Source organism: Marinibactrum halimedae, assembly GCF_021234875.1.
GTDB classification, from domain to species: Bacteria; Pseudomonadota; Gammaproteobacteria; order Pseudomonadales; family Cellvibrionaceae; genus Marinibactrum; species Marinibactrum halimedae.
The window spans coordinates 114,313-136,591 of the sequence record NZ_JAJQVM010000010.1; the positions used below are offsets into that span (position 1 = coordinate 114,313).

Below are 22,279 nucleotides of genomic sequence, written 5' to 3' on the forward strand. Positions count from 1 at the left end.
ATTTGAAATAATTCACACATCTTGGCTAACCGGCTTTTTCTAAAGTTTGCCAAGGAAAGTTGGGGCAAAGATCGATTCGACTTACTACACCATCGGTTATATCTTCCATTTGGACTGCTCTTATTGGTGGCACCCTGCGAACCCCCGTAACCCACTGGTTTACGGTTGCAGGCTTGACCCCCAGACGTTTTGCAAGCTCTACTTGAGTACCAATAATCTTTGCTACCCGTTTTACATGTTGGTTGTTGGGCATGTTTGACCTCCTTTTACATAAAGACTAAGGCATAAGCTAAAACAAAACAAGCCATTGCCTTACCAATACTTATTGATGTGTAATTAGGCATCGCTTAATGGTGTTAGATAAATGATTGAAGGAAAGAAGCTGGGCCAAGCTATTGAGGCCGCGAGAGTTAAAAAAGGCATCTCAAAGTCAGAGCTTGCTAGGCACTTCGGAGTAAAGCCGCCGTCAGTGGATGGGTGGATCAAGGATGGGCGAATAGCAAAAACCAAGCTACCCGCCTTATTTGACTACTTTTCGGACGTAGCTGGAGCTGAGCATTGGGGTCTCAACGAGGGCTCTATAATGTCAAGCGGCACAAGCTCTGTGGGAACAACCAAACAAACCTCTATCCCTTTGATTGAGTGGGGTCAAGTTTCCGGCTGGCTAGAACTTCCTCCATCCGAGAGACCAACGCCTATTGATCAGATTCCAGACCCCGGTGACGAGTTGGGTAAAAATAGCTTTGCGTTAATTCTTGACAGCGATGCGATGACGTCCAAACCCGGCACGCCGGCAGCAAGCTTTCCGAGAGGCTTAACAATTCATTTTGAGTCAACTTCAGATGCCAAGCCGGGCGATTTCGTTCTAGCCATTCATAATGGCTTTCCAACATTTCGTATGCTCTCCAGCGAGGAGGGGCGGAGATGTCTAAAGCCTTTGAATGACAGCCCTGAGTACCCAAAAATATTCGATAAGTTTGAAATTGTGGCGATAGCGGCCTCGGCGATATGGAGGCGCCCTCGCTAACCCCGCCTCCCCCGTTGTCGCAAAATAAATCACAATGCCCCTTCTGGGGCATTTTTTATGCCTAAATCAAAGATAAATCCCACCTAAAAGCCACCTAAAATATTTTTTAGCCAATACCTATTGACAAAAAATTAAGGCATTGGCTAATATTAGCAACATCAACAAGGCGCTAACTAAAAGGAGCTTGGTGTGATGATCGCTATATCGGAAAGGCAATTAGAAGCAATTCAACATACATCACAGGGAATGCAACAAAAAGAAATTGCATTGCGAATGAATTGCAGCATTAAAAATGTGAAGAATTTGTTGTCCGAAGCGAGATTCAAGATGAACGCTCGCAACACATTGGAGGTTGTGGCCAAGGCAGCAAAAGCCGGTTTAATTTGCTTTTTAATTGCCAGCTTTGCAACCGATATAGATAGTAAAAATATTCGCTCTAGAAAAAATCTTCGTTTTCGCTCAACCAAAGAATTAATCACGGGGTAAGTCATGAATCAATATCAAGCATTAAACGCAACAATTAACGCAGTAATGCCATGCTCAAACACCTGGCATGAAATCGAGCGTGATATTAACTCTTACGAACCCGTAAATGACCCGGACGCCGAAAAAGAACAAATCAATAAATTAATCGAAAGCGGCGAAGGAAATGAGATTTTTTGCGAGGCAATTTCTGAAGCTGAGCCGCACATTCTCGACTCAATGCGCGAGCTTGTAATGAGCGGTAAAAAAGAAGAATTGGGCGCATTAGTTTTAAATACAGTTGAGCAATATTTTAAAGGTGTTTGTGAATTTAGAGGGGATTTGTAAGTGAGTAATCAATTAGCAAATACAGAATCGCAAAGAGCATGGCAACACTACCGAGAAAGCGGCTCATTTCACAACCCTCATCCGATTTTAACTGATGAATACTGCGAGTATGAAAAGGCAAAAATTGAAGTTTTAATGCACGAAGAAAGGAGTCACTAATGGGTATCCCGGTGATGGTAATTGGTGAATCCGGCACTGGTAAGAGCACCAGCTGCCGAAATCTAGACCCCGATAAAACACTTATAGTGCAGACTGTATCAAAACCTTTGCCTTTTCGCTCATCGAACTGGAGGCCATTCAGCAGGCAAACAAATACAGGTTCAATAATTGTTACAGACAATTGGGAAAGCTTAGTTAGAGTTTGCGATGCCGCACAAAGCATTGGAAAAACAACAGTTATTTTTGATGACTTTCAATACTTGCTCGCAAATGAGTTTATGCGCAGATCGGGAGAAAGGGGATTCGATAAATTTACCGAGATTGGCGTACATGCTTGGGAAGTCATGCGGGCCGCACAAAACACTCAATGCGATACCCGATTTTATTTTTTACAGCACACAGCAACGGGTGATGATGGCATTACTCGCGCTAAAACGATTGGTAAATTGCTCGACGATAAAATAACCGTTGAAGGCCTATTTACTCTTGTGATGAAGACAGTCAAAACAGACCAAGGTTATTTTTTCTCAACTCAAAACTCTGGTCACGACACAGTAAAAACCCCAATGGGTTTATTTGAGCAAGAACGAATAGATAACGATTTAAATGCGGTAGACAAGGCAATCTGCGAATACTATGGACTCGAAAATAAAGGGGCAATAGCGGCATGAGTAACGCTCAACAGCAATACTATCAACAAAATACATCACCACAGCAATCACACGGTTATGGCCAACAACCAGCCAACCAACAACCTGTTATGACACCACCAGCAGCTATCTCGTTTAACGCAGAAGCCGCCAGACAGGGTGAAGGTGGCTCAAATCGGATTGATACAACCGGCGCTTATGCTGGCCTTTTTACTAAAGCAAAACACATTCAGGCAACTACAGGCACTATTGGCATTGAGTTTGAATTTGAAGATTCGTCCGGTGCAACTGCCCGCATGACTCTTTATTTGGTTGGCAAAGATGGCTCTCAGCTAAGAGGTGGAAAAACCTTGCAGGCAATGATGTTATGCATGGGCGTCCAGCAAACAATCCCAGTTAACGGAATGGTCAAAGAGTACGACTTTGACTCTAAATCAGAAGTTGAGCGATCAGCATTTATTTACCCTGAGCTGCTCGGCAAGCCTATTGGATTGTTGATACAAATGGAAGAGTACGAAAAGCAAGATAAAACCATTGGCAGAAAGCCGAATATCTACGCACCATTTAATGCAAAGTCAAGGCAAACCTCTGTTGAGCTGCTTGACCAAGCTCCTGCACAAAAGCTGGATAAGATGCTGCAAAGTGTTACTGACAAGCTATTACCAAAAAACAATGGCCAGTCTCAACAACAAAATTCTGGATTTAATTCAGACCCCAATAACGACAATATTCCTTTCTAGCGCCGGAGTGCAAAATGATTGTTAATATCGATATAGAGACTATTCCAACGCAAAAGAAAGGAGCCTATGAAACCTTTCTGCTTGAAGCTCAAAGCAGCTTTAAAGCACCATCGTCTTTAAGTAAAAAACAAGCTCTTGAAGATTTGGGATTGCCGCCAGAGCAGCAACCACAAAAGTTCTGGACTAAGGATGACACAATTAAAGTCTGGGAAAATGAGTTTGCAAGCTTAAAGGCTCCTGAAGTTGCAGAAGAGAATTATAGGCGTACAGCGCTAGATGGAAGCAAGGGGGAGATTTTTTCTATCGCATTTGCTGTGGAAGATAATGAACCCCAATGTATTTGGATTGACGGCTCACATATAACAAATGAAGAAGATTTGCTACTTGCATTTTTTGATCGACTAAAGCCAAAAACTATGGGTAGACCCCCTTACTTTGTTGGTCATAACATTGGTGGCTTTGACTTGAGATTCATTTATCAAAGGTGTGTAGTTAATCGCTGCCCCCCACCATTTTCAATTCCGTACTACGGTCGTCACAGCTTTGATTATTTTGACACCATGATTGACTGGGGTGGTAAGAACAGAATCTCCCAGGACGAGCTATGCAAAATATTGAATATTGAGGGTAAGCCCAACGATATTGATGGTTCAAAGGTATGGGATTTTGTAAAAGAAGGAGAAGGTGAGAGGGTCGCAGAATATAATATTGATGACGTAGTAAAAAATCGAGAGATTTACATGCGATTATCATTTAAAGAATCTATATCTAAAGCACCTCAGAATACACAACAAAATCAAGACTTCAAAACAAACGCTTGCGACAACCTCAATTTAACAAGCGCAAACAATATAAAAATACAACTTTAATTAAAGCTATTTTTCAATAACGCCGAGCGCGGTGATGGCTTCGCTCGGCCTGAAGAAAGTGACGGAGAGAAATATGTTATTCAAACATGCAAATGTATTTTGGCTTTCACCGGATATGGATACATCATTTTTTACCGGTGAAAAATTCGCACAAAAACTATCAGAAAATCCATTCGTAAATTGTGGTCGTCATGAAATGGAGCGGTCTGGATGGGTGCCACCATTTGAGCAATACGATAATAAAAGCCTTACTTATGCAAATGGCCACACCGTATTGATCACCCTGAAAGTGGAGAAGCGCCAACCAAATGCAACAGGCGTTAGACAGCTTATTCAGCGAAAGATTGATGAGATCGAGAAAAAAGAAGATCGAAAGGTCTATCATAAAGAGCGCCTCGCAATAAAAGATGATGTTGTTCAACAGGTGCTTCCTGAAACCCTGCCTGTCTCAGAGAGAATTAACGCATTTATAAGCACAAAAGATAGAATGGTTATTGTTGACTGCTCCAGTGAAAACAAGGCTGAAGACTTTATATCTGAGCTTCGAAAAACTCTTGGGTCACTTCCTGTGACACGCTCTCAAACCGGGCAGCCATGTGATGAAGTTATGTCATCTTGGATTAAAAATAGTGAGCTTCCGAGCGGATTAACACTGGGTAGCAAAATAAAACTATCCAGCAAACAAGAAAGCGCATCAGTTGCCACACTAACAAATCAAGACTTAACATCCTGCGAAGTTCATGAGCATTTAGATAACGGTAAAACAGTTAAAGAAATTGCGCTCCACGCTGAAGAAAAGTGTTCATTTTCGTTAACCAGCTCCTTAACGCTCAAGTCATTCTCTTGGAGCGATAAGCTCTTGATGCAAAACGAAAGTGATGATTTTGAAACAGCTGATAAAGCAGACTTTCAAATCTGCTCAAGCGGAATCATTGCGCTACTCAAATCTTTTGTTGATGTTTTTAAGATCACAGGCATTCAGCCTGCCGCCAATTTTTCTTTGACAATGCAGCAAGATGGAACTCACCCATAAACCAACCAAAAAAATGCAAACTATAAACTACGAAAGCGAGGAAGCAGGCGAAATGAAACTTGGAATTTTAATTTATTACTCAATGCTCGGCGCAATTTTACTGTTTATTTTTATTGCCGGATCGATGATGACACCTGATGAGTTTTTGTATGGCTTTTCAGCTTACATAGGTTCGAACTGGATTGACTGGTTGATTATTTTAAGCATCTTGCTTGGGCCGGGAATCGCTTATTTGTATCACACGAAAAGAAAAGCGGAAACAAATTCTGAAATTAACTCGAGGACTGAGAAATGAGCACAGCAATGTACAAAGGTTTTCAAATTTCTGCGATCAAACAAGTTCGTGGGCCACGTGAGAAATGGGTTGCAATGATTGACGGCAAAATGTATCACAAGCTTAAAAGCGACTCAGAAACCAAAGCAGTTGAGACGGCAGTAAACTATATCAAGTCAGGCCATGCGTTAGCCGACATCGAAAACAAAGAGCTTAGCTTGGTTGATGGCCTTGATAATATGAGTGACAGAGCGTTCAACGCAAATTATAACCTTGTCATGGACGACCTCTCTCGCCTGCGCTGGATGCGGGAAAAACTAAAGCGGGCATTTCCACCTCTGTTGCCAATTGTTGATGATCAAGAGTTTTTGGAGGCTTGTTAATAGCCTAAAGAGGAAAAAATAATGGTAGAAGCTTTACAGACAGACTCATCAAAATTCACTCTTGATATTGATGAGTATGCCAAGGGGCTTGGGATAAAGCCGCACTGTGAATATAAACCTGATCAAGCCGCAAAGCTTATAGGTGTTGGCGTAAACTCGCTACGCTCGGCTGCAAAAAATGGAGAGCTAAGCTTCTTGAGGCTTGGCGAGCGAAGAATAACTTTTATTGGGGTGGATTTAATTCAATGGAAACTAGCAAAACATACCAAGTTGGAGAGTACTACCTCACCAAAAACCGTAATGGCTACTGGTGCAAAACTTGGTATGACGCAAAAGCCCAGCAAAGAAAATCTTCAAGCCTTGGCACTAGAGACTTTGAGGAAGCGCAAAAAAAGCTAGATCAGTGGTTTGTTGAAAACAACACCCCCGTCATGGATGACAATTTGGAGCTGTCTGTTTGCTTATTGGAGTACTACAAGGGCCACTGCCAAAATCTAACCAGGGCTGATGCGGAAGCAAGGCAACTTGAAAAGTGGATTGAATATTTCCCAGAGGCTCTAGTAAAGGAGGTTCGACCACCCCAGCAAAAAGAGTTTCTTGAGTCCCTCGTCAGCCAAGGGTATTCGAAATCCTACGTTGAATCTATATTCAAAAGCTTTAAGGCGGCAGTTACTTACTGCCTACGCTACGAAATACTCTCCACAAGCGTTCCATTCGTAAAGCCTACGGATGTACTGAATAAATACAAGCTAAAAAAGGTTGAAAGATGGAGGCCAATTACTATAGATGAGTGTGCACTACTACTGGAAAATGCGAATACAGACAGGCTGGTAAGGTATGTCATGATCTTAATTGCTTGTGCGTGCAGGCCATCAGCCGCAATCGAGCTTACAGGCAAAAACCAAATTGATTTAGGGTTAGGAACTATCACCCTGTTGCTGCCAGAGAAAACACAAACCAATAAATACAGACCTATAGTTAAGCTACCCTCTTTTATAAGAGCAATCTATCATGATGACAATATTTGCTCTCAAGACAGAATAGAGCTTCACCCTAAAAGGCCGCTGGATTCGATCCGCTCAAGCTGGAATACGGCAAGAAAAAATGCAGGCTTAGATATACTGGTAACGCCGTATTCAATACGTCATACGATAGCTAGATGGCTAAGATTATGCGGGGTTATGCCATGGCACACTTCAACTCAGCTCGGCCATCAAAAAGAAGGTTATGAGGTTACTGAATTATACGCCCCCAATGACCCCAACTACTTGGATGATGCCGCTCAAGCCATTGAGGCTTACTTTGCAATTTTGTATGAGAGGAGTCCAAAATTGCGCTCAAGGGAATGGCTGGGGCGATATCGACACCCTAAAGGCTTAGCAAAAGATTACCAATCAAAAGCGAGCAAAGTGTGAATGGCAAAATCTCGTTGCGGTGTCGTTGCTGTTTCGGAGAGGGAAATTTAAAATTCAATTATCGATCTTAATAAGATATTGATTTTAAAGGAAAAATTGGTGGAGCCTAGCGGGATCGAACCGCTGACCTCAACACTGCCAGTGTTGCGCTCTCCCAGCTGAGCTAAGGCCCCATTCAGTAGAAAGGATGCTTTCCTTCGAAAGCGGGGCGCATTCTAACATGGTGTTTCAAACTGTCAAGCAGTGCCGCCCATCGGTAACCAATTGTTTTTCTGGAAGTTTTACCTGTCGATTAATACCACTCTCTCTTATGTAAAGCGCGTTAAGCAGTTGCGTGTGTTTTGCCGTATTGCTGAAGTGCCAATAGCGCATTTTCCAGCCGCTCATCTTGGTGGCTGCGAAGCTCCCCACTCAAAAGGGATTTCGCTTTTTCATAATGCCCACATTCAGCATAAATAAACGCCCTACGGACGGTGTAGTCAATCTCATCTTCAATAGTGATTTCTTCTTCAAACAAAACGAGATCATCAACAACCAAACTCTCTCCCGTGGAAGCACTAGGTTCGTAATTCGCTGTTTTATGCTGTATGCGAGCTTTTAATTCATCGTCGGTTCCAGGGCCAGTCGCCGAAGCAAGGGCGTCTTGCCCAATAGCATCAACACCCAGCTCTTGATCAGTCGTACTTGTGGTAGAGGTCAAGGCCGTTGACTCGTAATCATCGAAAGCAGTTTCATCTAGCTCAATTGAACCCCAATCATCATCCTCGGCATCGTCCAATAATGAAAGATCAATGTCTGAACTGGGCGCTGTCTTCTTTTCCTTTGGGTTAATTTCATCATCAAGTTGTAAAGGTGTGTTGTTTGGGGCGGGTTGTTCAACTAATGCTTCGTTGCGTTGCTCCAAGTCCGCAGGTGATATCGCTGAAGGCTCCTCTTGAGCTGTATCCTGAAGGCCTACGTCTGCTGGTACTTGTTCTTCTAGTATTGATTCTTCTAGTATTGGCTCTTGTCCGAATTCGACTGCCTCAGACTCTATCTCCGATTGATTGGGCGGAGGTTCATCTACCCATGTACCGACAAACGCCTGTGCCACTGCCGCTGGCATGGCTCCATGAGATGGAATTTCTTCTAATGTGGGTACTTGCGCAGGGTGTATCAGTGATTGATCAAAGTGGGAGGGCGACTTTTGGCGAAAAAACTGGCCATTATCCATGGTTAACTCTTCCCGGGTATGACTGCCATCCGACTCTCGCTTCTTGTTTACCCAAAAGGCCGGCGCGAAGCGGTACATTAATACAACACCTGCCAACAAGCCCACCAAGACAGCCCCCGCCATTGAGAGCAACTGCACCCACAAGGGCGTCATTTGATAAGCGTTGCTGCTAACAACATCGATATTATTCACTGCTGGGGCAGGGTCATCATTGGCCCGAGAAATTAACGTCGCCGCCCCTTCTCTCACTCCTCCCACTAATGAGCTCTGTGGTAACGTCTTGGTTGCAGCCACTCTTCGTAATTCGTTTATCTCAACCTGTTGTGCATCAATAACGGATTTAAGTTCAGCTAAATACCGAGAAATCTCATTACCCATACCCTCAAAATCACTTGCCGCCTGTAGTGTATTTTCTTGGGAAAACGTCCCGACTTGCGCACCGAAAGGTAATTGAGCGTCACCATCAGTGACGACATCGCTTTTCACTTCTACAACAGACTCATTCTTTTCATTTAATAATGCTTCCAGGCGTTTCGAGGGAGGATAAGCCGACGACAATGTCAGCCTCGCCGTCGGTAGTTCACTGTCTTGCTTTGTCTTTGTAGAGTGTTGAATATCAGAGCTATGCGCTACTTCGGTTTTCCAACCTTGTTCTGCAGGTAGTTGAATTGTCACCCCTGCCAACATTTTGTCAGGGTCACCATTAATAAACGCATGTGAATTGAAGTGGACTATCCAACGACTTGCGTGGTCGATACTCCATTCCGTTTGCTCTGCCACTTTTTGGGCAATTGCTCCTAAAGTATCGCCCGAAGCAATATGATAGACAGCCTCAGGGTCGACGGGTTGAAACTCACTGGTTTGGGAAACTGAAACACCTGTCTTTTCAGCATTCGGCTTTTCTAAACTCGACTTTTCTGCATCCAACGACTCACTTGCCCAGGTTTCAGAGGCAAAACTCATTGAATGAGAAAGCGGATTATTCACCGAAGGGCTACTTTCAAAAGAGGTATTTTTAAAAGAGGTACGCTCGAAAGCAGTACTTTTCACAAGCGGCGCCTCTGTTATTGGCCTTCGTTCTGAAACAACGGATTTTTGTGCAATCAATTCAACACTCGATCCATCGACGGGGAGACGTGTGGGGGCATTAGGGAACAGGGTGTAATCTCTAACAATCGTGCCTTCAGATGACTCTAATGCAAGGGCGAATGAAACATAAGGTTCTGTGACCACACCGGATGAACCAATGACAATACGAATTCCACTGGGTGTTTCAACCGCTTTGACTCTGATCTTCGCCGGCAATGGCCCTCGCACTAGGCCCATTTGATCTGCTTCTTTGACGCTTAGGAGCCTCACATTAAGATCTTGAATATCGGTACGCTGACCAAGATCGAGAACCGGGATCGTTACAGATAAGGGATAGCCAAGCACTGTTTCATGGGGCAGTGCGTCGCCGAGCCCTATTGCTCCCGCACTCGAATGAAATCCGGTCAACACCAGCGCACTGAAAATAGATTTCGCTAAACGCTTTTCTTGAAAACGTGCAAGCCCTAAGCACTTAATCATTACTCACCCCCTCCCTTATTTACTGGCAACAAAAGCAGAAAGTGACACTTCTTCCCACTTTAACAAGCACGTCAACTGTGCATATACCAAATTCAAAAGCACAATGGATTGTCATGGAATAAGAATCTATTAACCTAGAAGACATTGAAAACATAAATTATATTATTAGTATATTCGACAAGACATAGCCAAAGCGACTAAACAAAAGTAGCAGAAATCAGTAGAAATTATTCTGTTATAGGTAGGACAGAATACAGCAAACCACGAAAAAACAACTAAAGTCTTCCAAAGAATCCAAAAACTTAGCAACCAGTCAATCTATCTTCAAGTTTAAACTATATGTTTGAGATTCAGGAATTACAAGATTGGGTAATAGTGGAGATAGCAGACAGCTCTATTTGTTAACGCAGAGGTATATTACGAAGGATTAAGCTGTCATTGGCAGAGTAAATCAGTCTATCAAAGAAACTAAAATAGAAAGAACATGCTCTGCCAAAAAATAAAATGACTAACGCATAAACGCCATTAAAGGAAATGAAACACTCTCTGATGAGCCTATATTTTAAGCATCCAATTCAGGTGAGTAAGGCAATGTTTCTCGGTGTTGCTTTCGTTTGCGCTTAGATTTTGATCGATTAAAGAATCGACCATACCACATGTAAAGCCCACTGCCCGATAAAAAGCAAATGCCAATACCCACTAAGCACCATACTAATTTACTGCCTATTCCTGCAAAATTTCCAAAATGTAATTCCCGAAAACTGTCTAATATCGTCCAAAGCACAGATTGCTGACGGATGTCGTAATCGAACTGGTAAGCTCCTGTATTCGCATCAAAACTGACACGAGAACTGTAATCACTAGAGAAAGGATTAGACGTGTTCACACTACCGTACACCACTAAAGAACGCCCCTCTTCCGTTGGAAAAAACAAATACGTGGGGGTAAAAGATTGAATACGCTCAGTCGAAGTCTTAATAATTTCATCAAAATTCAGTACCTCACTGTACAATCGACGCTCCATAATAGGGTGATGATCTACAGAGCTATGCTCCTTAACTTCATCTAAATATTCAAATAAATTGAAGTAGGCACCAGTGAAGCCTAATATCAATAACACCGGTGAGCACCAAATCCCTGAGAAACGATGTAAACGGCGCGTCATGACTTTTGGTCGCTTATCCCAGTTGAGAGTAAAAAATTGGCGCCAAAACTTCCGATAAACAATGAGTCCGGTGATGCCCAATATCATCAAAGACAACGCCGTAATCAAACCAATTAGCAAGCCAATAAAAGGGGATGATTTCCAAAGGTTATTGAGCATCAGCGTATAATGGAAGTGCAATAGCCAGTCGGTAAGATCATGGTGAAGTGGAACAGGTGAACTGAGCACCTGATTCCCATATGGGTCTAAATAAACTTTATACCAATCTTCAGTCCCTTTTTTAATCAAATATACTCGATCCGACTCATGCTTATCATCAAAGAACTCCCAGCTACCAATTTCATATTCCGGGTATGAGGCATTGATGGTAGCCACCAGCGAATTAAAACTTAAACGGGAGGGCGTCGTAGTTGAATACTGTTTATTCGCCAAGCTGGCCGCTTCTGGCATCAATAGAGCATCCAACTCAAACTTAAAAACTAAAATACTGCCGGTAAGGGCGATTAAAAATACCGGAATCAAAACAGCTAAGGCTAAATAACTGTGAATTTTAAATAACGCTCTACGCATACGCTGTTTTCCTTATTGTTGTCGGGTTTGCATCATGCATTGGCCTCGGTTGAGCCTGTACTCTCTATGGGTTTTGAAAGTTTTCGTTGAAACAACCCATAAAACAGAGCAAGAAAGGCAGCAAATCCAATCAGTGAGGCAATAAACATGCTCTGTAAGCCCATTGAATCTACCAAATACCCCACCATAAACGACGCCCCAATGACCCCTACATTCTGAAAGAAATGCAGCTTGCTGAAATCCGATGCATACTGTGCAGGCTCGCTTACATCGAACAAAATTACCTCCAACCGTACAGTAATTTGATACAGTCCGAAGCCAAATAAACAACGTCCAATAAAAATGGCCCATTCGTTGGGGCTTGCTTGCAACATTAACCCCACCATCGCAATAACAGAGGCATTAACAATGACAAAAAAATGGGATTGTGTATTTTTTTGTCGCCGACTCCACCATAGACACAACAACGCTACCCAGGCAGGAATGGCATAGACCCAAGCCGTAATGAATTCATTTTGCGCTCCGCTGATCTGCTCCCAATATCGAGAAAAGAACGGGCGTATTAAAAAGGCACTGAAATAAAACAATGCACTTACGGCACATAACCTCGCCACTAATGAGGTCACTTTTTGAGAAGACGACGCCTCAGAAACTGGAGTGCTTGGCGGAACAGGTTGTGAAACGCGTGCGCTAACACCTAAGTGAACAATTAACACCACGCACATAATGACTTGGATGATGTCAGAAATGGGCATGACCAGATACACGTCTTTTGGGCTCAACATTTGCAAAACAAATCCACCCAGCAATGCACCACCAATAGCACCAAAGTGCATCAGCACAGAAAATAAACCGGCCACGCCAAGGTGCTTTTCTTTCTCTTCCAAACGCATAACATAAGGATAAATAAGCAAGTAGCTAGCTTTAAACACCAACATTAATTGTGATGCTATCCAAAAATGGACAATGGAAGTGGTGGTATAGCAGTACACCCCCAGCATCGCGGCTATCATTTGGGTGTATACCCATATATGCAATTCATGAAAGCGTTTAGCCACTTTTGCCCAAAGTGGAAATGCACTCATCACTGTGAAACAACACGCAGCGATGTAAAAACCTACATGCTGGGAACTTTCAATACCAAACGCAGCGGAAAAAAATTGAGAATAAAACGGCAATAACATGGTATCGGCCACAACCGACACCAACGTTAAGGCGATAAGGATTCGCTTCAACGTCATCATGAACTTCACACTCCACCCTAATGGCCTTTCAACACAATTGGCTTCATTACCTACCGTTGGCTTTATGCCATTGGCTCCCAATTGCAAAGATGACCCAATTCTAATAACACTAAGGAGTGGACGTTATCAAAATATAAAGGTTAATGCAAATCATTATCATTTTTAATATAAGTGTCATAATAGATCAAATCGAGCCCCTTCTACTTTGATGTCATTGCCACTTAGCACCAATACTCCTATTCGGAAATGCTGAGTTTGCGAACGATTACAGGGGGTTTGTTATGGGTGAGATTTTATGGTGATATTGACTTACTAGAAATAAGAAATTACTGAACCTCGATCAATTTCCTCTCAACAGATGGAACTGTAAAATATACAAGGCACATTAAAAATATGGAAAAACTATTAATACTCGACATCGACGAAACATTAATTCATGCAACCGAGAAAAGGATTTTAGGTGTCGAAGTTGATGATTATATAGGCTTCTTAATGCTCACGCCTTAAGAAAAGCATCAGAATAAATATCCGCTTTTGCCACGCCACGCATAAAGCTCAATCGACTCAGCTGTTCAACCATCGTTGGCGAGCCACAAAGATAAACGCAATGACCAGAAAGGGATGAAAAATCCGATCGTAATACCGATTCAACCTCACCGGTTCGAATATCTTCTAGCCGGCTTTTTTGTGCTGGTGTGGATAGAGGAAGAGGCAATAATATTTTACTGAAATCCACCGATGGATTGACACCACGCCGCACCACAGGGATAAAACGAAGTTGGCGGTATTTGGCTAACAATAAAATCAGTTCCGGTAGTGGGTAAAAATGCTCAACTTCCCCCATTGCCCAATAAACACTGATCGCCGCGTTAGGGTCTTGCGCCAATAACGTTCTTACCACCGCCATTACCGCTCCAATACCCGTGCCAGTCGCAATAAAAACATGAGGCTTTCCGATATTGGTATCACTCAAAACAAAGTGGCCTTGCGGCGTAGACAACCGAACTGTTTCGCCCAAGCGGCCCTGTATTTTCAACCAGTCACTGAACTGACCTTGTAAGCGATGACGAATATGAAAGGTCAACACACCATCTGCCATCACACTGGCAATGGAGTAGGCGCGCCCTACCCCATCAGGTCGAAATAAAGTAACAAACTGACCGGCTTCCCACGTAAAGTGGCTGGTTGGCTGAAGAGAAAGACGTATCACCCCACCTGGCAACAAGGTTTTCTCGGTGATACAGCCTTCCAACACCGTAGACTGACCGGGAAGCGATAAACGTAATTCTCCCTGAGTTGGAGGGTAGGCTTTGCAAATAAGCACTTTACCACTGGCTTTTTCCGAAGGCGTTAAACTGTCCTGCCCTTCTTGAGGTAATGTACCCTCGGCCTGCAACATACACGCACAACACAATCCGTTACCACAACCATAGGGCACAGGAATACCTGCATCCAGTAAATTTGCCAAGATCGTCTTAGCGGAATCTACCTCAACACGCTTATCATCAAACCACATTTGTACTGAAGAGTGAGCCTTCATTCTCTACCTATTCCGATTCGAATTGAGAAGCCGATTTTCATTAAGCGGCCACTGGCATACCCGAATGAAAACGAAATTGCGGGTCTTCACTGAGAATAAGATCGGCCTCGACTTCGCCCCAAAAACGCACGCGCTCGGAAATATCTTCCCCTGCAATACGTGCCGCCAACGCGAGATAATCAGAAAAATGACGTGCTTCTGATTTCAGTAAACGATAATAAAAGGTACCCAACTCTTCATCGAGTAACGGCGCCAATGCCGCAAATCGCTCGCATGATCTTGCCTCAATATACGCACCGATAATGAGTTTATCGACCAACGTCGCAGGTTCATAGGTGCGGACTTTTTTAATTAGGCCTTTCGCGTATCGTGCCGCCGACAATTCTTGATAGGGTATGTTACGCGACTTAAGAATCTCTAACACTTGTTCGAAATGCACCAACTCTTCTTTAATCAAGCTGACCATTTTCTGGATAATGTCATCGCCGTACTCAATACCATTACGACTATGGATAGGTGTGCTAAGCGCGATTTTTTTATCAGGAAAATCACTGCCTTTTTTATGGTACACAAAATCCTCATACGGCTTTACCCACTGTAAAATGGATTGGGCACTGTCTTTGTCTGCCGCGTAACGACGAATCAATAAAATGGCGGTTTGTGCCGCTTTTAATTCGCAATTGCAATGATCTACCAGCAAAACGGGCAAATTATCTGGGTGAGAAGCGACTTCAAGCCACTCTGTTGGGGTTTTACAGGCTAGAAAATCATGAACCGGACTGAGTAGCTTTTCAATATGTGGGAGCATCATGAGGTACAGGCTAAATAGTTAAGTGTGAGTTGTAAAAAGTGTTTCGATACGATGGTGACAAGCCGCAATAAAGGACAGAGATTAGAAAATACCGATAACGAAGTGTTAATGAAAATTCTGGCGCGTAATGACACTTCAGTATTGATGTTATGAATGATCAATTTTAACCACATGAATGCCTAGTCGCCTAAATTGCCCTTATTTACCACTTCACAGAAATCAATTATCTCAAAATTGTATTTATTTAAATCGATTTATTCTATGGGGGACGTTTCTATCGATAACGTCTGCACTTCGCCTGGCGCAATGTAGCGATCATAGTAAGCTGTCGAGAGCGCATAATAATCATGGTCTATCTGCTTTCGAAGTTCCCACAATGAATAGTGAGAAAATTCGGGCCGTACCGAAAAACCAAACATTTCAGGTTGATCAATTTGACGAGCTCCTGCTCGCAGCAAATCGTATACCCAGCAATACCCCCCCTGCTCTTCTTTAAACTCGATTTGCTGATGGGTAATTTGCGCCAATAATAATTTGTCATCAAAGAGGTGTATCTTGTGTTCAACCACTTGTGTTAAAAATCGCTCAAGCCGGTTAGCGATGATACGGCGCTGATCCATAGAATAGGCATTCCAATGAATTACCTCATGGGCAAAGCGCTTACAGCCACGGCAAACATTATCACCAATGCCTGTTGAACAAATGCCGACACAGGGAGTGGGTACCGGTTTAAAGACCACAAAAATTACCTTTGTTTATACAGCATTACCTTCAATATCAATGAAGATAACCGACGAAACCTAAGCGCGCCATTATCCTTATACATCGCATAATTACCAGCCACTTTTTTGGGCTCTTGCACAGAAAACAAAACCGCTCCAGAACACACATCGCCCAACAAAAAAGCCGTATTTTGTCATCAACCACTCACAACAAAGTGATTACCAAGGGTCAAAAAACCGCAATACACCAACCTGGCACAATAAAATGAATATAAAAAAGACGAATTGAACAAAAAGAAAACGTAAAAATGGTCACTTATTGCGCAATACTCAGTATTTTCTACAATTCTTAACACCTAAACGAATTTTCTGTAAGATTTTGCCCACAATTATTTGGCATTTGTCGAAACATTGACCAAGTTTTTTGTGGATCTAACTCTTGCCTGGATGCGCACTCGCCTCATCCATACTGCATGAGAAACCCATTTATAATGAGGATAACAACCGTGCTTGAAGCCTATCGTAAACACGTAGAAGAGCGCGCCGCCGAAGGTGTGCCACCAAAACCGTTAAACCCAGAACAAGTCGCTGGTTTGGTGGAACTGTTGAAAACCCCACCGGCTGGTGAAGAAGACACCTTACTGGACTTAATCACTAATCGCGTACCTCCCGGCGTAGACGAAGCAGCTTACGTAAAAGCCGGTTTCCTCTCAGCCATCGTGAAAGGGGAAGCAAGCTCTCCGTTAATCACCAAAGAAGCGGCTGTTGAATTACTCGGCAACATGCACGGTGGTTACAACATCGAAACTCTCGTCAACCTGCTTGACGACAGCGATCTAGCCGAGTTGGCCGCGAAAGAATTAAAGCACACCCTTCTTATGTTCGATGCCTTTCACGATGTGGAAGAAAAAGCCAAAGCCGGCAACGAACACGCTAAAGCAGTAATGCAGTCTTGGGCTGACGGTGAGTGGTTCACTAACCGCGATAAAGTGGCTGAAAGCACCAAAATGGTGGTCTTCAAAGTCACCGGCGAAACCAATACCGACGACCTTTCTCCTGCCCCAGACGCTTGGAGCCGCCCAGACATTCCTCTGCATGCTCGCGCCATGTACAAAATGACGCGCGACGGCTTAACTCCCGATGAGCACGGCGTAACTGGCCCAATGAAGCAAGTCGACGACATTCTTAACCAAGGCTTACCTGTTGCGTTTGTCGGTGATGTCGTCGGTACCGGTTCTTCTCGTAAGTCAGCGACCAACTCCGTCTTGTGGTTCTTCGGTGATGATATGCCGGGTGTACCCAACAAGCGCGGTGGCGGTGTGTGTATCGGCGGTAAAGTGGCGCCGATCTTCTACAACACCATGGAAGACGCTGGTGCATTGGTTTTCGAAGCGCCTGTCGATGACCTTCACATGGGTGATGTGATCGAAATTCGCCCTTACGACGGCAAAATTTTGAACGAAAACGGCGATGTTCTGAGCGAATTCGCACTGAAATCAGACGTGTTGTTGGACGAAGTTCAAGCCGGCGGCCGTATTAACTTAATTATCGGTCGCGGCTTGACCAGTAAAGCGCGTGAATCATTAGGCTTGCCAGCGAGTGACTTGTTCCGCGTACCTGAAGCGCCCGTAGATTCTGGCAAAGGCTTCAGCTTGGCACAGAAAATGGTTGGCCGTGCTTGTGGTCTTCCAGAAGGCCAAGGCATCCGCCCAGGCACTTACTGTGAGCCGAAAATGACCACTGTGGGCTCACAGGACACCACCGGCCCAATGACCCGTGACGAGTTGAAAGACTTGGCCTGTCTCGGTTTCTCTGCTGACTTAACCATGCAGTCGTTCTGTCACACCGCAGCGTATCCTAAGCCTGTGGACATCGACACTCAGCACACCCTACCTGATTTCATCATGACCCGTGGCGGTGTTTCATTGCGTCCAGGCGACGGCATCATCCACTCTTGGTTGAACCGCATGTTGCTACCAGACACAGTGGGTACCGGTGGTGACTCTCATACCCGTTTCCCAATGGGCATCTCCTTCCCTGCCGGTTCTGGCTTGGTGGCCTTCGCAGCAGCGACAGGTGTGATGCCGTTGGATATGCCTGAATCTGTCTTGGTTCGCTTCAAAGGTGAAATGCAACCAGGCATAACCCTGCGCGACTTGGTTCACGCGATTCCTTACTACGCCATCCAAGCGGGTTTACTCACTGTTGAGAAAAAAGGTAAGAAGAACATCTTCTCTGGTCGCGTATTGGAAATTGAAGGCCTGAAGGGCTTAACCGTTGAGCAAGCCTTCGAATTATCCGATGCCTCTGCTGAGCGTTCTGCAGCAGGCTGTACCATCAAGCTTGAAGAAGACGCGGTTAAAGAATATCTCACTTCCAACATCACCCTATTGCGTTCAATGATCGCAGACGGTTACGGCGACCCACGTACTCTAGAGCGTCGTGCTCGTAAGATGGAAGAGTGGTTAGAAAATCCAAGTCTGATGGAAGGCGATGCCGACGCAGAATACGCTGCCGTCATTGAAATTGACTTGGCTGAAGTCACTGAACCTGTCGTATGTTGCCCGAACGATCCAGACGATGCGAAGTTATTGTCTGAAGTTGCCGGCGACAGCGTTGATGAAGTATTCATCGGCTCTTGCATGACCAACATTGGTCACTTCCGTGCCGCTGGTAAATTGTTAGATCAACACAGTGGTGGCATCAGTACTCGTATGTGGTTGTCTCCTCCAACCAAAATGGATCAACACATTTTGATGGAAGAAGGCTATTACAACATTTACGGAAAAGCGGGCGCTCGGATGGAAATGCCAGGCTGCTCATTGTGTATGGGCAACCAAGCACGTGTGGCACCAGGGGCAACCGTTCTGTCTACCTCAACTCGTAACTTCCCGAACCGCTTAGGTGACGGTGCCAATGTTTACTTGACTTCAGCGGAGTTAGCCGCCGTTGGTGCGATCGTAGGTAAGCTACCGACGCCTGCAGAGTACATGGAGTTTGCAGCAAACTTGGATTCGATGTCTGACGATATTTATCGTTATATGAACTTCGATCAAATTGCCGAGTTCCAAGAGAACGCGGAAGAAGGCAAGAAGATCGCCGCTGTTCAAATCGACGAAGTACGAGTGTAGGCTCTCCTTCCCTAGCCTCTCAATTGATGATTTTTCATTGAGAGACTAACCCATAAAAAAACCGCGCAATTGCGCGGTTTTTTTATGCCCTGAAGTAATCTTTTCTTTTAAAAAAACTTACCACACTGGTTAATTACCCTATTTTAATAGACGATATTCAATCTTCGATAAATAAACGCCATCAACCAAGCAGGCCCTATTAATAGATATTTTACGTCGGTTAAAAAAGAGGGCTTCTTCCCCTCAATGTGATGCCCAATAAATTGCATAATCCATAAAATGATAAAGGCAACGACACACGTTTGCCATAATGGAATAAACGATTGATACTCATACCACATCAAAAAACTGGCACATATTGCAGTATAAATAATTAAACCTACAGCAAGTTTAAACGACAAGAAGAAGTAGTACGAAACCGTCAGCACCATAAACAACCAGCACCAATTAAAAAAAGGCAGTGCACGTTTAATCGCAACAGGCACCGGCAACTCCCAAAACAAACCAAATACCACCAAAACAATCAGTGGAACACAAAACCAATGGATAAGCTTATTGGTTTCATTTTGGTGACTTTCACCGTAGTTTTCTAACAAGTGATCTATAGTTCTATTCATCTCAACAGCCTTTATTTTTATTATGATCGCTCTATTCTAGATGAACTCCCCAAGCCTTCACAAGCAACCAAAACTCTCAAAAAAGAATTTTTGACAACCAAATCAGTAAACTTATGGCACATCATTTTTTATTTGTCATGAAAACGAAACAGCCACAACACTAAACTTGCGTTATGAAACCAAACAGAAAACACCTTCAAATAACACCGTATCTTTCAGAACTCCAACCTTAACGCCTTTCTAAAAACCAGGAATACATCATGACATTGACTCGGTATTTATTATCGGCAGCATTATTAAGCTCTCTTATTAGCTTCACTAATGCCGCAACAATCGACATTGTTACTTACAATATCGAATGGCTAGGCACCCCTGGCAATTCGGATTTTAGTGGCTCACGCTCGCAACAAATCAATGCCGCCGCCAGTGATATTATTAACGGTGGAGGAGAAATTTATGCCTTACAAGAAATTGGCGGAAGCCGCACATTAAATGATTTATTGTCCCGCTTAAATTCCTTAGACAACAACAATAACTGGTCAGGTTCTGTTAGCCAGCCCTCCGGTTCACAAAGCTTAGCATTTGTATACAAAACTTCTGTGGTCACTGGTGTGAGTTTTCAACAAATCCTTACCCATCGAAGCAGTCGTGATTTTGCAGGTCGCTTCCCCTACATGATGACCGCGAACGTTTCAGTGGGCGGTGACAACCGACCACTAAACCTGATTAATTTACATTTGAAGTGCTGTACAGGTGGTAGCAACTCAAGCCGTAGAAATAATGCTATGAGAGAAGTTGTCGCCGAGTTACACCGGAATTATCGTACTGACAATATGATTGTTTTAGGAGATTTAAACGTCGCCAGCCAAGGCGGGGCCAATGGAGAAATTCGAGATTGGGGCATCTATCAAGATCGTGACAATAATGGATTACCCGATTATTACCATGCAGCCGGCTCTGTTGCGGATATTCGATACAATCCAAATAATCCAGACACTGACATCGATCATATTCTTATTTCTGATGAATTAAGAGCCGCTTGGAATGCGGTTTCAACATCAACACGCAATCGATACTTAAACACCACCGTATCAGATCACAGCCCCGTTGCCACCCGCCTAGAAGTTTCTTTATTTGGTGAAGCCACCACGACGCCAAACCCCACTCCTGATCCTGGCCCTTCTCCAGACCCAGCTCCAAGTAATGCATTGAGCGTTACTCAAGCATTAAGTCAAAGTGCAGGCACTACCATGACCGTCGTCGGTATCATTGAGGAAGCGTATAACGATATTTATGCACTCCGCATGCATGATGCGAACAACCCGAATACGGACATCATCGTTAAACTGGAAAAAAGTCAACGCAATCAATGGAGTCCAGAATTAAACCCGGGTGTTATCGGTAATAAAATAGAAGTGACAGGGCGACGTGACACCTACACACGTCTACCGAGTATTGAGTCTGTTTCACAAATACGTGAAGTTCGATAATATTACCCCCCCCCTCGCTAGAGGTGCGCGGGGGCCTATTTTTCATCTTGTCTATTAAAAATAAGCAACACACTGTTCCATACTCGACTCTGTTTTATCATGGTGGCACATTGACTTATTTATTGCGTAATGCCCTTTTCCATCATTAAGGAAATAGCCCACTTCAGGTAAACCCAGCTCATTTAAGCGCTCAGTAACCCCAACGAGCACATCACGATATTGAGCGTTACCATTCTCTATTTCACGTTGAGCTTTACAGTAGGCGGCCAAATAATCTGCTGCCTTTAAGATCTTTTGTTCTTTGTCGCTCATCTTAGATTCGAGGATATTATGAGAAACTCGCTGTTTAATTTGCATAGGCAACAGAGACAGCAATGATTGTTGGGCCTCCCCTTCTAAGCATTTATAGGCCTTTGTCATAGCTTTTGAATGGTATTTGGCAGGTGTTGGCATATCACCTGTAATCATCTCAGAACAGTCATGGTACATTCCCAATACCGCTAACCTATCTGGACTTAACGTCCCTTCAAATATTTCATTATTAATACACCCCAAAATATGAGCAAGGGTGGCCACTTCCCAGCTATGCTCCATCACATTTTCTGGTTCAGTATTACGTAACAAGCTCCAACGAGGCACCCACTTAATTCGTGAAATAGACTTAAAAAATTGAATTGCCATTTTCCCCCCTTGCTATACGCGCAATGCTGACTTAAAAATCAAAAAAAAGTAAACAATCACTCAGCAAAAACATCACAAACCATACAATACTGATTATACATACAGCTTCAATATTTTCGATGTTTAAATAGCTATGGATTTAAATGGTTTGATAAAGAATAAAAAA

23 protein-coding genes and 1 tRNA gene are annotated in these 22,279 nt (G+C 43.6%); 14 read left to right on the plus strand and 10 right to left on the minus strand.

Annotated features, from left to right (window positions below; translation table 11 throughout):
- Positions 1-25 precede the first annotated feature (25 nt).
- Positions 26-253: a transcriptional regulator gene (locus LU351_RS07805; RefSeq protein WP_232593507.1), complete on the minus strand. Its 228-nt coding sequence runs from the start codon at positions 251-253 to the stop codon at positions 26-28.
- Positions 254-364: 111 nt separating this feature from the next.
- Between LU351_RS07805 and LU351_RS20675 the strand changes: the two genes are divergently transcribed.
- From LU351_RS20675 to LU351_RS07870, 12 genes are all read left to right on the plus strand, one after another.
- Positions 365-1,027 (plus strand): LexA family protein, encoded by a 663-nt coding sequence (locus LU351_RS20675; RefSeq protein WP_269783357.1) that lies wholly within the window; start codon positions 365-367, stop codon positions 1,025-1,027.
- 192 nt (positions 1,028-1,219) lie between these two features.
- A complete protein-coding gene (locus tag LU351_RS07820) occupies positions 1,220-1,513 on the plus strand; it encodes a response regulator transcription factor (protein ID WP_232593531.1) in 294 nt (97 codons plus the stop codon).
- 3 nt (positions 1,514-1,516) lie between these two features.
- Entirely contained in the window at positions 1,517-1,837 is a 321-nt protein-coding gene (locus LU351_RS07825; protein ID WP_232593508.1) for a hypothetical protein, read from the plus strand.
- Positions 1,838-1,996 carry a hypothetical protein gene (locus tag LU351_RS07830; protein WP_232593509.1) on the plus strand — a complete coding sequence of 53 codons (159 nt, stop codon included), beginning with the start codon at positions 1,838-1,840 and terminating at the stop codon, positions 1,994-1,996.
- A complete protein-coding gene (locus LU351_RS07835) occupies positions 1,996-2,667 on the plus strand; it encodes a DEAD/DEAH box-containing ATP-dependent helicase (protein WP_232593510.1) in 672 nt (223 codons plus the stop codon). Before LU351_RS07830 ends, LU351_RS07835 begins: the two co-directional genes overlap by 1 nt.
- On the plus strand, positions 2,664-3,386 hold the full coding sequence (locus LU351_RS07840; protein WP_232593511.1) for a hypothetical protein: 723 nt from the start codon (positions 2,664-2,666) through the stop codon (positions 3,384-3,386). Before LU351_RS07835 ends, LU351_RS07840 begins: the two co-directional genes overlap by 4 nt.
- A gap of 14 nt (positions 3,387-3,400) precedes the next feature.
- The gene (locus tag LU351_RS07845; protein WP_232593512.1) at positions 3,401-4,255 is read left to right on the plus strand and encodes a ribonuclease H-like domain-containing protein; all 855 of its coding nucleotides are present in this window, start codon (positions 3,401-3,403) and stop codon (positions 4,253-4,255) included.
- Positions 4,256-4,289: 34 nt separating this feature from the next.
- Complete coding sequence (locus tag LU351_RS07850; protein ID WP_232593513.1) at positions 4,290-5,288, plus strand: recombination-associated protein RdgC; 999 nt, start codon at positions 4,290-4,292, stop codon at positions 5,286-5,288.
- The gene (locus tag LU351_RS07855; protein ID WP_232593514.1) at positions 5,272-5,583 is read left to right on the plus strand and encodes a hypothetical protein; all 312 of its coding nucleotides are present in this window, start codon (positions 5,272-5,274) and stop codon (positions 5,581-5,583) included. Before LU351_RS07850 ends, LU351_RS07855 begins: the two co-directional genes overlap by 17 nt.
- Positions 5,580-5,945, plus strand: a complete 366-nt coding sequence (locus tag LU351_RS07860; RefSeq protein WP_232593515.1) for a hypothetical protein — start codon at positions 5,580-5,582, stop codon at positions 5,943-5,945. Before LU351_RS07855 ends, LU351_RS07860 begins: the two co-directional genes overlap by 4 nt.
- 21 nt (positions 5,946-5,966) lie before the next feature.
- Positions 5,967-6,344 carry a helix-turn-helix domain-containing protein gene (locus tag LU351_RS07865; protein WP_232593516.1) on the plus strand — a complete coding sequence of 126 codons (378 nt, stop codon included), beginning with the start codon at positions 5,967-5,969 and terminating at the stop codon, positions 6,342-6,344.
- Positions 6,345-6,388: 44 nt separating this feature from the next.
- On the plus strand, positions 6,389-7,360 hold the full coding sequence (locus LU351_RS07870) for a site-specific integrase (RefSeq protein WP_232593517.1): 972 nt from the start codon (positions 6,389-6,391) through the stop codon (positions 7,358-7,360).
- A 97-nt stretch (positions 7,361-7,457) separates the two neighbouring features.
- Here the strand turns inward: LU351_RS07870 and LU351_RS07875 are convergent.
- The 7 genes from LU351_RS07875 to LU351_RS07905 form a co-directional block, all read right to left on the minus strand.
- Positions 7,458-7,533, minus strand: a tRNA-Ala gene (locus LU351_RS07875).
- Between the two features lie 149 nt (positions 7,534-7,682).
- The gene (locus LU351_RS07880; protein ID WP_232593518.1) at positions 7,683-10,142 is read right to left on the minus strand and encodes a type IV pilus assembly protein FimV; all 2,460 of its coding nucleotides are present in this window, start codon (positions 10,140-10,142) and stop codon (positions 7,683-7,685) included.
- A 562-nt stretch (positions 10,143-10,704) separates the two neighbouring features.
- Complete coding sequence (locus LU351_RS07885; protein ID WP_232593519.1) at positions 10,705-11,877, minus strand: PepSY-associated TM helix domain-containing protein; 1,173 nt, start codon at positions 11,875-11,877, stop codon at positions 10,705-10,707.
- Between the two features lie 32 nt (positions 11,878-11,909).
- On the minus strand, positions 11,910-13,121 hold the full coding sequence (locus LU351_RS07890) for an MFS transporter (protein ID WP_232593520.1): 1,212 nt from the start codon (positions 13,119-13,121) through the stop codon (positions 11,910-11,912).
- Positions 13,122-13,617: 496 nt separating this feature from the next.
- Positions 13,618-14,661 carry a 2Fe-2S iron-sulfur cluster-binding protein gene (locus tag LU351_RS07895; protein WP_232593521.1) on the minus strand — a complete coding sequence of 348 codons (1,044 nt, stop codon included), beginning with the start codon at positions 14,659-14,661 and terminating at the stop codon, positions 13,618-13,620.
- A gap of 40 nt (positions 14,662-14,701) precedes the next feature.
- Positions 14,702-15,472 carry a tRNA isopentenyl-2-thiomethyl-A-37 hydroxylase MiaE gene (gene miaE / locus LU351_RS07900; RefSeq protein WP_232593522.1) on the minus strand — a complete coding sequence of 257 codons (771 nt, stop codon included), beginning with the start codon at positions 15,470-15,472 and terminating at the stop codon, positions 14,702-14,704.
- Between the two features lie 254 nt (positions 15,473-15,726).
- Positions 15,727-16,212, minus strand: coding sequence for a DUF1289 domain-containing protein (locus LU351_RS07905; protein ID WP_332840143.1), 486 nt, complete (start codon positions 16,210-16,212; stop codon positions 15,727-15,729).
- Positions 16,213-16,700: 488 nt separating this feature from the next.
- On the opposite strand from LU351_RS07905, the gene acnB reads away from it, so the two are divergent.
- Complete coding sequence (gene acnB, locus LU351_RS07910; RefSeq protein WP_232593523.1) at positions 16,701-19,325, plus strand: bifunctional aconitate hydratase 2/2-methylisocitrate dehydratase; 2,625 nt, start codon at positions 16,701-16,703, stop codon at positions 19,323-19,325.
- 143 nt (positions 19,326-19,468) lie between these two features.
- On the opposite strand, the gene LU351_RS07915 is transcribed toward acnB, so the two are convergent.
- On the minus strand, positions 19,469-19,942 hold the full coding sequence (locus LU351_RS07915; RefSeq protein ID WP_232593524.1) for an Mpo1 family 2-hydroxy fatty acid dioxygenase: 474 nt from the start codon (positions 19,940-19,942) through the stop codon (positions 19,469-19,471).
- Between the two features lie 260 nt (positions 19,943-20,202).
- On the opposite strand from LU351_RS07915, the gene LU351_RS07920 reads away from it, so the two are divergent.
- Entirely contained in the window at positions 20,203-21,432 is a 1,230-nt protein-coding gene (locus LU351_RS07920) for an endonuclease/exonuclease/phosphatase family protein (protein WP_232593525.1), read from the plus strand.
- A 54-nt stretch (positions 21,433-21,486) separates the two neighbouring features.
- On the opposite strand, the gene yfbR is transcribed toward LU351_RS07920, so the two are convergent.
- A complete protein-coding gene (yfbR, locus tag LU351_RS07925; protein ID WP_232593526.1) occupies positions 21,487-22,113 on the minus strand; it encodes a 5'-deoxynucleotidase in 627 nt (208 codons plus the stop codon).
- Between the last annotated feature and the right edge of the window lie 166 nt (positions 22,114-22,279).

Bases quoted from the DNA above. Each gene is read 5' to 3' on its own strand.
- LU351_RS07805 (WP_232593507.1), bottom strand. From the start codon at position 253: ATGCCCAACAACCAACATGTAAAACGGGTAGCAAAGATTATTGGTACT.
- LU351_RS20675 (WP_269783357.1), top strand. From the start codon at position 365: ATGATTGAAGGAAAGAAGCTGGGCCAAGCTATTGAGGCCGCGAGAGTT.
- LU351_RS07820 (WP_232593531.1), top strand. From the start codon at position 1,220: ATGATCGCTATATCGGAAAGGCAATTAGAAGCAATTCAACATACATCA.
- LU351_RS07825 (WP_232593508.1), top strand. From the start codon at position 1,517: ATGAATCAATATCAAGCATTAAACGCAACAATTAACGCAGTAATGCCA.
- LU351_RS07835 (WP_232593510.1), top strand. From the start codon at position 1,996: ATGGGTATCCCGGTGATGGTAATTGGTGAATCCGGCACTGGTAAGAGC.
- LU351_RS07840 (WP_232593511.1), top strand. From the start codon at position 2,664: ATGAGTAACGCTCAACAGCAATACTATCAACAAAATACATCACCACAG.
- LU351_RS07845 (WP_232593512.1), top strand. From the start codon at position 3,401: ATGATTGTTAATATCGATATAGAGACTATTCCAACGCAAAAGAAAGGA.
- LU351_RS07850 (WP_232593513.1), top strand. From the start codon at position 4,290: ATGGCTTCGCTCGGCCTGAAGAAAGTGACGGAGAGAAATATGTTATTC.
- LU351_RS07855 (WP_232593514.1), top strand. From the start codon at position 5,272: ATGGAACTCACCCATAAACCAACCAAAAAAATGCAAACTATAAACTAC.
- LU351_RS07860 (WP_232593515.1), top strand. From the start codon at position 5,580: ATGAGCACAGCAATGTACAAAGGTTTTCAAATTTCTGCGATCAAACAA.
- LU351_RS07865 (WP_232593516.1), top strand. From the start codon at position 5,967: ATGGTAGAAGCTTTACAGACAGACTCATCAAAATTCACTCTTGATATT.
- LU351_RS07880 (WP_232593518.1), bottom strand. From the start codon at position 10,142: ATGATTAAGTGCTTAGGGCTTGCACGTTTTCAAGAAAAGCGTTTAGCG.
- LU351_RS07885 (WP_232593519.1), bottom strand. From the start codon at position 11,877: ATGCGTAGAGCGTTATTTAAAATTCACAGTTATTTAGCCTTAGCTGTT.
- LU351_RS07890 (WP_232593520.1), bottom strand. From the start codon at position 13,121: ATGATGACGTTGAAGCGAATCCTTATCGCCTTAACGTTGGTGTCGGTT.
- LU351_RS07895 (WP_232593521.1), bottom strand. From the start codon at position 14,661: ATGAAGGCTCACTCTTCAGTACAAATGTGGTTTGATGATAAGCGTGTT.
- miaE (WP_232593522.1), bottom strand. From the start codon at position 15,472: ATGATGCTCCCACATATTGAAAAGCTACTCAGTCCGGTTCATGATTTT.
- LU351_RS07915 (WP_232593524.1), bottom strand. From the start codon at position 19,942: ATGAATAGAACTATAGATCACTTGTTAGAAAACTACGGTGAAAGTCAC.
- LU351_RS07920 (WP_232593525.1), top strand. From the start codon at position 20,203: ATGACATTGACTCGGTATTTATTATCGGCAGCATTATTAAGCTCTCTT.
- yfbR (WP_232593526.1), bottom strand. From the start codon at position 22,113: ATGGCAATTCAATTTTTTAAGTCTATTTCACGAATTAAGTGGGTGCCT.